This is a genomic window from Pseudomonas sp. CM27 (assembly GCF_013179515.1).
Classification (GTDB): domain Bacteria; phylum Pseudomonadota; class Gammaproteobacteria; order Pseudomonadales; family Pseudomonadaceae; genus Aquipseudomonas.
On record NZ_JABMCN010000236.1, the window covers coordinates 1 to 9,659 of the forward strand.

The 9,659-nt window shown below is 63.3% G+C and carries 8 protein-coding genes; 2 read left to right on the forward strand and 6 right to left on the reverse strand.

All coding sequences use genetic code 11. The features are described 5' to 3' along the window. From leuB to leuC, 4 genes are all read right to left on the reverse strand, one after another. Positions 1–901, reverse strand: a 901-nt coding sequence (leuB, locus tag HP547_RS23515; protein WP_172287674.1) for a 3-isopropylmalate dehydrogenase, incomplete at its 3' end; no start/stop codon positions are given. Between the two features lie 54 nt (positions 902–955). Next, positions 956–1,720, reverse strand: coding sequence for a class I SAM-dependent methyltransferase (locus HP547_RS23520; RefSeq protein WP_172287676.1), 765 nt, complete (start codon positions 1,718–1,720; stop codon positions 956–958). A 160-nt stretch (positions 1,721–1,880) separates the two neighbouring features. Further along, complete coding sequence (gene leuD / locus HP547_RS23525) at positions 1,881–2,525, reverse strand: 3-isopropylmalate dehydratase small subunit (protein WP_172218605.1); 645 nt, start codon at positions 2,523–2,525, stop codon at positions 1,881–1,883. Beyond that, entirely contained in the window at positions 2,522–3,955 is a 1,434-nt protein-coding gene (gene leuC / locus HP547_RS23530; protein WP_172218607.1) for a 3-isopropylmalate dehydratase large subunit, read from the reverse strand. The genes leuD and leuC overlap by 4 nt, the downstream gene beginning before the upstream one ends. Positions 3,956–4,087: 132 nt before the next feature. On the opposite strand from leuC, the gene HP547_RS23535 reads away from it, so the two are divergent. Further along, positions 4,088–4,966, forward strand: a complete 879-nt coding sequence (locus HP547_RS23535; RefSeq protein WP_172218609.1) for a LysR family transcriptional regulator — start codon at positions 4,088–4,090, stop codon at positions 4,964–4,966. Positions 4,967–5,028: 62 nt separating this feature from the next. Beyond that, positions 5,029–8,325 (forward strand): PAS domain S-box protein, encoded by a 3,297-nt coding sequence (locus tag HP547_RS23540; protein WP_172287679.1) that lies wholly within the window; start codon positions 5,029–5,031, stop codon positions 8,323–8,325. A 56-nt stretch (positions 8,326–8,381) separates the two neighbouring features. On the opposite strand, the gene HP547_RS23545 is transcribed toward HP547_RS23540, so the two are convergent. Continuing rightward, positions 8,382–8,825 carry an Hsp20 family protein gene (locus tag HP547_RS23545; RefSeq protein WP_172232658.1) on the reverse strand — a complete coding sequence of 148 codons (444 nt, stop codon included), beginning with the start codon at positions 8,823–8,825 and terminating at the stop codon, positions 8,382–8,384. A gap of 159 nt (positions 8,826–8,984) precedes the next feature. Continuing rightward, positions 8,985–9,659: tRNA-dihydrouridine synthase (locus tag HP547_RS23550; protein WP_172287682.1), on the reverse strand; the 675-nt coding region annotated here is incomplete at its 5' end.

Here is a 9,659-nt window from a genome sequence, read left to right on the forward strand (position 1 = left end):
ACAGGATGGTCGCCAGCGGGTTGGCGATGCCAAGGCCAGCGATGTCCGGCGCCGAGCCGTGGCACGGCTCGTACATGCCCTTGTTGTCGGCATCCAGCGACGCCGAAGGCAGCATGCCGATGGAACCGGTCAGCATGGAAGCTTCATCCGACAGAATGTCACCGAACATGTTGTCGGTCACCATCACGTCGAACTGCTTGGGTGCACGTACCAGCTGCATGGCAGCGTTGTCGACGTACATGTGGCTCAGCTCGACATCCGGGTAGTCCTTGGCCACCTCTTCGACCACTTCACGCCACAGCTGGCTGGAAGCCAGGACGTTGGCCTTGTCCACCGAGCACAGCTTCTTGCCACGTACCCGGGCCATGTCGAAGCCGACACGGGCAATGCGGCGCACTTCGCTTTCGCTGTACGGCAGGGTGTCATAAGCCTGGCGCTCGCCACCTTCCAGCTCGCGCTGGCCACGCGGGGCACCAAAGTAGATGCCGCCGGTCAGCTCGCGGACGATGAGGATGTCCAGGCCGGCGACGATTTCCGGCTTCAGCGACGAGGCATCGGCCAGTTGCGGGTAGAGGATGGCCGGGCGCAGGTTGGCGAACAGGCCCAGTTGCGAACGGATTTTCAGCAGGCCGCGCTCCGGGCGGATATCACGCTCGATCTTGTCCCACTTCGGCCCACCCACGGCGCCCAGCAGCACGGCATCGGCCTTGCGCGCACGCTCCAGGGTTTCGTCGGCCAGCGGCACGCCGTGCTTGTCAATGGCAGCGCCGCCGATCACGTCGTGCTGCAGGTTGAAACCGAGCTGGAACTTGTCATTGGCCAGGTCCAGCACCTTGACCGCTTCGGCCATGATTTCCGGGCCGATACCATCACCTGGGAGAATCAGAATCTGCTTGCTCATGCTTTCCTCTATTCATTCACGCGGTGCGGCCATGCGGGCCCCACCGAAAGGTTCTTAACGCTCTGCCCACAACACCAGCACGTCGGTGCTGAACGAGCCATCGGCCTCGATCTGGTAATACTGCCGTACTTCTTCACCCATCGCTTGCTGCAATTGGCGAATGGCCACGCGCATCGGCTCGGGCGTACGCATGCGCTCGACCCAGGTGTTCCACTCAAGGCGCAACGGCTGGCGGGTGTGACTGCGCACATGCAGGCCGGCTTCGCTGACCTGGCGCTGCCATTGGGCGGCGGAGTAGTCGCGCACGTGGCTGGTGTCGCGCAGCACTTCGACCGTTTGCAGGTAGGTGTCGAGCAGTGGGCTACCGGGTGACATCACATCGATGAACGCCGCCACGCCACCAGGCTTGAGCACCCGACGCACTTCGCGCAGGGCCAGGCCCAGGTCGCTCCAGTGGTGGGCGGAGTAGCGGCTGAAGACGAAGTCGAACGCGCCATCGGCGAACGGCAGGCGCTCGGCCGCGCCGCGCTCGGTGGTGATATTGGCCAGGCCGCGCTCGCTGGCGGCGCTGGCGACCACGTCGAGCATGGCTTGCGAGAGGTCGTAGGCGACCACTTCGGCGACCAGCGGGGCGACGTGGAAGCTGACATGACCGGCACCGCAGCCCAGGTCCAGCACGCGGGCATGGCCCTGGCCTGCCAGCTCGGCTTGCAGCAGGGCAAATTCACTGCCCTGGGCGTGCACGGCGCTGCTGAGGTAGGCGCTGGCCTGTTCGCCGAACTGGCGCTGGACCACATCGGTGTGCTGGGTGCTGGTCATGGCTAAATCCTTTGGTATTTTTTGTTGCCTGTGTCGGCCCTATCGCCGGCAAGCCAGCTCCCACAAAGAACCCACAGTATTAAGACCTGTTGTATTCCTGGGGGAGCGGGTTTACCCGCGAAGAGGCCGGCACAGCCAGTACAAATGCCGGCTATATCAATCAGGCATCACGGAACAGCCAAGGCTGGCTGGCGCGGTGCTTGCCCTCGAAGGCCTTGATCGCATCGCCGTCCTGCAAGGTAAGGCCGATATCGTCCAGGCCATTGAGCAGGCAGTGCTTGCGGAACGCGTCGATTTCGAAGTGCAGCACCTTGCCATCCGGGCGGGTCACTGCCTGCGCCTGCAGGTCAATGGTCAGCTGGTAACCCGGGTTGGCCTCGACCTGCTTGAACAGCTCGTCCACTTCCTCATCGCTGAGGATGATCGGCAGCAAACCGTTCTTGAAGCTGTTGTTGAAGAAGATGTCGGCAAAGCTTGGCGCGATCACGCTACGGAAGCCGTACTCGTCCAGGGCCCACGGGGCATGCTCGCGGCTGGAACCGCAACCGAAGTTCTCCCGCGCCAGCAATACACTGGCACCCTGATAACGCTCGTGGTTGAGCACAAACTCATTGTTCAGCGGGCGTTTGCTGTTGTCCTGATAGGGCTGCCCCACGTCCAGGTAACGCCATTCGTCGAACAGGTTGGGGCCAAAGCCGGTGCGCTTGATCGACTTCAGAAACTGCTTGGGGATGATCTGGTCGGTGTCGACGTTGGCACGGTCCAACGGCGCGACGAGGCCAGTGTGCTGGGTAAAGGCTTTCATGCTGCGCTCCCTTGGATCAACTCGCGAACATCGATGAAGTGGCCAGTCACCGCAGCAGCGGCAGCCATGGCCGGGCTGACCAGGTGGGTACGCCCACCGGCGCCCTGGCGGCCTTCGAAGTTGCGGTTGGAGGTGGACGCGCAGTGCTCGCCACTCTCCAGCCGGTCCGGGTTCATCGCCAGGCACATCGAGCAGCCTGGTTCACGCCATTCGAAACCGGCTTCGACGAAGATCTTGTCCAGGCCTTCACGCTCGGCCTGGGCCTTGACCAGGCCCGAACCCGGCACAACGATGGCCTGCTTGACGGTAGCCGCCACCTTGCGGCCCTTGGCGATTTCCGCCGCAGCACGCAGGTCTTCGATACGCGAATTGGTGCACGAGCCGATGAACACGCGGTCCAGCTGGATATCGGTGATGGCCTGGTTGGCGGTCAGACCCATGTACTTCAAGGCGCGCTCGATCGAGCCACGCTTGACCAGGTCGGCCTCGGCGGCCGGGTCCGGTACGCGCTGGTCGACGGCCAGGACCATCTCGGGCGAGGTGCCCCAGCTGACCTGCGGCTTGATCTGGCCGGCATCCAGTTCGACCACGGTGTCGAACACCGCATCGTCATCGGAAACCAGGTCTTTCCAGGCTTCTACAGCACGTTCCCACTGCTCGCCCTTCGGCGCGTACGGGCGGCCTTCGACGTAGGCAACGGTGGTGGCGTCAGTGGCCACCAGGCCGACACGTGCACCGGCTTCGATGGACATGTTGCAGATGGTCATGCGGCCTTCCATCGACAATTCGCGGATCGCGCTGCCGGCGAACTCCATGGCGTGGCCGTTACCGCCGGCGGTGCCGATCTTGCCGATCACGGCCAGGACGATGTCCTTGGCGGTAACGCCGGCAGGCAACTGGCCTTCCACGCGCACCAGCATGTTCTTCATCTTCTTGGCGACCAGGCACTGGGTGGCGAGCACATGCTCTACCTCGGAGGTACCGATGCCGTGGGCCAGGGCACCAAAGGCGCCATGGGTGGAGGTGTGCGAGTCGCCGCAGACCACGGTCATGCCTGGCAAGGTGGCACCCTGCTCCGGGCTGATGACGTGGACGATGCCCTGGCGCACGTCGTTCATCTTGAATTCGACGATGCCGTATTCGTCACAGTTCTCGTCAAGGGTCTGCACCTGCAGGCGCGATACCTGGTCGGCGATGGCCTCGATGCCGCCCTTGCGCTCTGGCGTGGTCGGCACGTTGTGGTCTGGCGTGGCGATGTTGGTGTCGATGCGCCAAGGTTTGCGGCTAGCCAGGCGCAGGCCTTCGAAGGCTTGGGGCGACGTCACTTCGTGGATGATGTGGCGGTCGATGTAGATCAAGGACGAGCCGTCATCACGGCGCTTGACCTCATGGGCTTCCCAGAGTTTGTCGTAGAGCGTTTTGCCAGCCATCAGACTGTTCCTCATCAGCGTTCTTTCTATGCCAAAAACCCCTTGGCTTGTATGGACGATGCTATGGGGTTAGATTGAATAACTCAAATTCATAATTTTTATGCTTTGGATAACCCAAAGGAATACAAGCCCATGGATCTGGCCAACCTCAGTGCCTTTATCGCCATTGCCGAAACCGGCAGTTTCTCCGGGGCGGCCGAACGCCTGTTCCTGACCCAGCCGGCCATCAGCAAACGCATCGCCGGCCTGGAGCAGCAACTGGGCGTGCGCCTGTTCGACCGCCTGGGTCGTGAGGTGACATTGACCGAGGCCGGGCGCGCCTTGCTGCCAAGGGCCTACCAGATACTCAATGTGCTCGATGATACCCGACGGGCCCTGACCAATTTGACCGGGGAAGTGAGCGGTCGCCTGACCCTGGCCACCAGCCATCACATCGGCCTGCACCGCCTGCCCCCACTGTTACGGGCATTCACCCGCCAGCACCCCGCCGTAGCGCTGGATATTCAGTTCATGGATTCGGAACAGGCCTACGATGAGATTCTGCATGGCCGCGCCGAAATTGCCGTGATCACCCTGGCCCCCGAGCCCCACCACCTGGTCAAGGCCGTGCCGGTGTGGGACGACGCCCTGGATTTCGTCGCCGCCCCCGAGCACCCACTGGCCAACGACCAGGCCGTCAGCCTGGCGGATGTCGCCCGCCACCCGGCGGTGTTCCCCGGCGGCAACACCTTTACCCACCATATCGTCCAGCGCCTGTTCGAAAGCCAGGGCCTGACGCCGAACATCGCCATGAGCACCAACTACCTGGAAACCATCAAGATGATGGTCTCGATCGGCCTGGCGTGGAGCGTGCTACCGCGCACCATGCTCGACGAACAGGTTGCACCCATCGCCTTGCCCGGCATACAGCTGTCGCGCCAGCTAGGCTACATTCTGCACACGGAGCGAACGCTGTCGAACGCAGCCAGGGCATTCATGGCACTGCTCGACAGCCACGCAGGGCCCGCCTGACCGGTAGTCAGCTCGGCATTTCCAAGTTCAAGGACGCGTCATTCGCCAAAGGTCTGGTACCGATGCCCAAATCAGCAAACCGCTTTTTGCGCCTGCCGCGCATACCGGCGGCCGACCCCCAGGAATCGGAGCAAGCCTGGCAGAATGCCCCACAACTGCTGGCCGCGCTCAACGGCGCGCGCCTGGGAGCCTGGCTGTGGGACATCGAAAGCGGCCGGGTAAGCTGGTCACGGGGTACCCAGGCCCTGTTCGGCTTCGACCCGCAGCGCCCGTTGCCGGCCGATGTCGACTACCTCGACCTGCTGCCCGAAGAAGACCGCGCCCGCACGCGCCAGGTGTTCCAGGCGGTGTTCAATGGCGAGCCGGTGGAGCAGGCGATGCGCCACCGCATCCGCTGGCCGGACGGCAGCCTGCACTGGCTGGAAATAAACGGCAGCCTCACCCTTGACCAGCATGGGCGGCCGCAGATGATCGGGGTAATCCGCGAAATCACCCGCCAGCGCGAGCGCGAAACCGCGCTGATCAATTCGGAAAAACGCTTCGCCACCCTGTTCCACCTGAGCCCCAACGCCATTTTGCTGACCCGTCGCCACGACGGCATGATCTTCGAGGTCAACCAGCACTTCGAGGACATGTTCGGCTGGCCCGGTAGCCAGGTGATCGGCAAGACCAGCCTGGAGCTCGGCCTGTGGGCCAACCCCGAGCAGCGCCATCAGGTGATTGAATCGACCCGCGCCAACAACGGCCCGCTGATCCTCGAAGTGCAGTTCCGCGCCTCCAGCGGCAAGGTACATGACGGGATCCTGTGCACCCAGGGCATCGAACTGGAAGGCGTGACATTCCTTATAAGCACCTTCGTCGACACCACCGAACGCAAGCGCGCCGAACAAGCCCTGAAGGACAGCCAGGAACGCCTTGACCTGGCCCTGGACTCGGCGCAACTCGGCACCTGGGACTGGCATATCCCCAGCGGCATGCTCTACGGCTCGGCGCGGGCTGCGCAGCTGCACGGCCTGCCGCCCATCCCGTTTCACGAATCGTTCGATGCCTTTTTCGAAGGGGTGCCCGAGGACGAGCGCAACTCGATGCGCCAGGCCTACCGCAGCCTGCGCGAAGGCCCGGCGGGCAACTACCAGATCACCTACCGGGTACAGCTGGAAAACGGCATATCGCGCTACATCGAAAGCCGCGCGCGGCTGTACCGTGACGACCAGGGCAACCCGCTGCGCATGGCCGGCACCCTGCTCGACATTACCGACCAGGTGGAACGCGAGCAGCGCCTGAGCGCCTCTGAAGAGAAATTCGCCAGCCTGTTCCAGGTCAGCCCCGACCCCATCTGCGTGACCCGCCAGGACACCGGCCAGTTCATCGAGATCAACCCGGCGTTCACCCAGACCTTCGGCTGGGCCACCGACCAGGTGATCGGCCGCACCGCCGAAGAAATCGGCCTGTGGGCCGAGTCCATCGAGCGCGCGCAACGCATCGAACGGGTCATCCGCGAGCAGGCCCTTAGCAACGTCGCCGTAGTGGTCAACCACCGCAACGGCGCGCCGCTGACCTGCGTGATTTCCAGCCGCCTGATCACCGTCGACGACCAGCCCTGCAGCGTCACCACCCTGCGCGACATCACCCAGCAGCAACGCGCCGAGGCGGCCCTGAAGTCCAGCGAGGAGAAGTTCGCCAAGGCCTTCCACTCCAGCCCCGACGCGATCACCATCACCGAACGCCACAGCGGCCGCTACCTGGAAATCAACGACGGTTTTTGCCGCCTGACCGGCTACAGCACCGCCGAGGTGGTCGGCCACACCGTGTACGAGCTCGGCATCTGGGCCGATGACAAGCAGCGCGCCGCCCTGCTCGGCGAATTGCGCGATCGCGGTCGGGTGCACCACCGCGAGATGCTTGGGCGCAACAAGCGCGGCGACATCCTGACCGTGGAGGTGTCGGTGGAGCCGATCACCCTCAACGAGATCGATTGCCTGCTGCTGACCGCCCGCGACGTAAGCCAGCTGAAGAATGCCCAGGCGCAGATACGCCACCTGGCCTACCATGACCCGCTGACCAACCTGCCCAACCGCGCTCTGCTGATGGACCGCCTGAGCCAACAGATCGCCCTGCTCAAGCGCCACAACCTGCGCGGTGCCCTGCTGTTCCTCGACCTCGACCACTTCAAGCACATCAACGACTCGCTGGGCCACCCGGTGGGCGACACGGTGTTGAAAATCATCACCGCACGGCTGGAGGCCAGCGTCCGCCTGGAAGACACTGTGGCGCGCCTGGGTGGCGATGAGTTCGTGGTACTGCTCAGCGGCCTGGAGGGCAGCCGCGAGTTGGTGGAAGAGAAAGTTCGCGAGCTGGCCGATACCCTGCGCGAACTGCTGGCCGAACCAATGACACTGGACGGCCAACGGCTACAGGTAACGCCCAGCATCGGCGTGGCGCTGATCCCCGACCATGGCACCACCCCGGCCGACCTGCTCAAACGCGCCGATATCGCCCTGTACCGGGCCAAGGACTCCGGGCGTAACACCACCCAGCTGTTCCACACCACCATGCAGAAGGCCGCCAGCGAGCGGCTGCGCATGGAAAACGACCTGCGCCTGGCCCTGGCCCGCGGTGAACTGGCGCTGCACTTTCAGCCACAGGTAGACGCCCGCGACAACCGCATCGTCGGCGCCGAGGTGCTGCTGCGCTGGCACCACCCGCAGCTGGGCCAGCAACCGCCAGGGCAGTTCATCCAGGTGCTCGAGGAAAGTGGCCTGATACTGGAAGTTGGCAGCTGGATCCTCGACGAAGCCTGCGATGCATGCGCACGCATGCTCGCCGACGGGCTGATTGATGCCGATGATTTCAGCCTGTGCGTGAACATCAGCCCGCGGCAATTCCGCCAGAACGACTTTGTCGGCCGGGTGCTGCGCAGCCTGGACGACTACCGCCTGCCGCGGCAGATGCTGAAACTGGAAATTACCGAAGGCATCGTCATCCAGAACCTTGAGGACACCATCAGCAAGATGCGCGAGCTGAAGCGCTACGGGGTCAGTTTTGCCATGGATGACTTCGGCACCGGCTACTCCTCGCTCACCTACCTCAAGCGCCTGCCGGTGGATGCGCTGAAAATCGACCAGACCTTCGTCCGCGATGCGCCCATCGACCCCAACGACGCCGAGATCGTCCGCGCCATCGTCGCCATGGCCCGCAGCCTGGACCTGGCGGTCATTGCCGAAGGGGTCGAACTGACCGAGCAACTGGAGTTTCTCGAACAGCTGGGCTGCCACCTGTATCAAGGTTACCTGCACAGCCGGCCACTGCCGCTGCAGGAGTTTCGGCAGATGCTGATGGAGGCGCCGGCGGATTACTGATCACCACAGACGCAAAAAGGGCACCCGAAGGTGCCCTTTTTTTCACATCAGCGCGATCAGTTCAGCGCTGGCTTGTCGCCATTGATCGGGATGCGCTTGGCCTTGGCTTCTTCAGGCACGATGCGCAGCAGGTCGATGCTGAGCAGGCCATTGGCCAGGCCTGCGGCCTTGACTTCGATATGGTCGGCCAGGCGGAAAGACAGCTTGAAGGCGCGCTGGGCGATCCCCTGATGCAGGTAGGTCACTTCAGCGGCAGCATTTTCGCGCTTGCCACCGGTCACGGTCAGGACACCTTTTTCAACCTGCAGGTCGAGATCCTGCTCCTGGAAACCGGCTGCAGCAACCACGATACGGTAGTGGTCTTCAGCATGCTTTTCCACGTTGTAGGGCGGGTAGCTGCTACCGGCCTCGTTACGCGCTGCGGATTCGAACAGGTCGTTGAAACGGTCGAAACCAACAGAATGACGGAACAGTGGAGCGAGAGAGAAAGCGGTAGTCATGGTCATGAACTCCTGAGATTCAGCAAGTAAGTCATTACGCGACCCGACTTCGGCATCGCGCACTCAAGAGATATGGCCGAGAGAAATCCTTTCAAGGGGCAAGCAGAAAAAATCTGGATAATTGCTCTGGATTGGCCTTTCGCGGGTGAATCGGCCCGATCAGGCTACACAGGCCTCGAAGGAAGGCGCATCCCCCCCCAACAACCGACTGATCCGCGCGCAATCATCTTCCCGGCGCAACTCGGCAAACAGCACCACCGCCTCGGGGTAACTACGGGTCAACATCGCCAGCCATTGCTTCATGCGCCCCGGCGCATAACGCGGCGAAAGCTTGTGCTGGGCCTGGCGCCAGAATTCGCGCAGCAACGGCAGCAGGTCATCCCAGCTCATCGGCTGATAATCCCGACCATCACGCGCCGCAGCAATCTGCAGGCCCAGGTCGGGGCGCGAGACCAGGCCACGGCCCAGCATGATGTCCTCGGCCCCACTGACCTCCCGGCAACGCCGCCAGTCATCCACGGTCCAGATCTCGCCATTGGCGAACACCGGCACCTTGACCACGTCCTGCACCCGCGCCACCCACTCCCAGTGTGCCGGTGGCTTGTAGCCCTCTACCTTGGTCCGCGCGTGCACCACCAGGTGCGCAGAGCCACCTTCGGCCAGTGCCGTGGCACATTCCAGCGCGCTATCAGGGCTGTCGAAGCCCAGGCGCATTTTCGACGTCACCGGGATATGCGCGGGCACTGCCCGGCGCACTTCACGCACGATGGCGTGCAACAGCTCGGGCTCTTTCAGCAGCACCGCCCCACCGCGCGACTTGTTCACGGTCTTGGC

Coding starts and splice junctions, on each gene's coding strand:
- HP547_RS23520 (WP_172287676.1), bottom strand. CDS start 1,720: ATGACCAGCACCCAGCACACCGATGTGGTCCAGCGCCAGTTCGGCGAA.
- leuD (WP_172218605.1), bottom strand. CDS start 2,525: ATGAAAGCCTTTACCCAGCACACTGGCCTCGTCGCGCCGTTGGACCGT.
- leuC (WP_172218607.1), bottom strand. CDS start 3,955: ATGGCTGGCAAAACGCTCTACGACAAACTCTGGGAAGCCCATGAGGTC.
- HP547_RS23535 (WP_172218609.1), top strand. CDS start 4,088: ATGGATCTGGCCAACCTCAGTGCCTTTATCGCCATTGCCGAAACCGGC.
- HP547_RS23540 (WP_172287679.1), top strand. CDS start 5,029: ATGCCCAAATCAGCAAACCGCTTTTTGCGCCTGCCGCGCATACCGGCG.
- HP547_RS23545 (WP_172232658.1), bottom strand. CDS start 8,825: ATGACTACCGCTTTCTCTCTCGCTCCACTGTTCCGTCATTCTGTTGGT.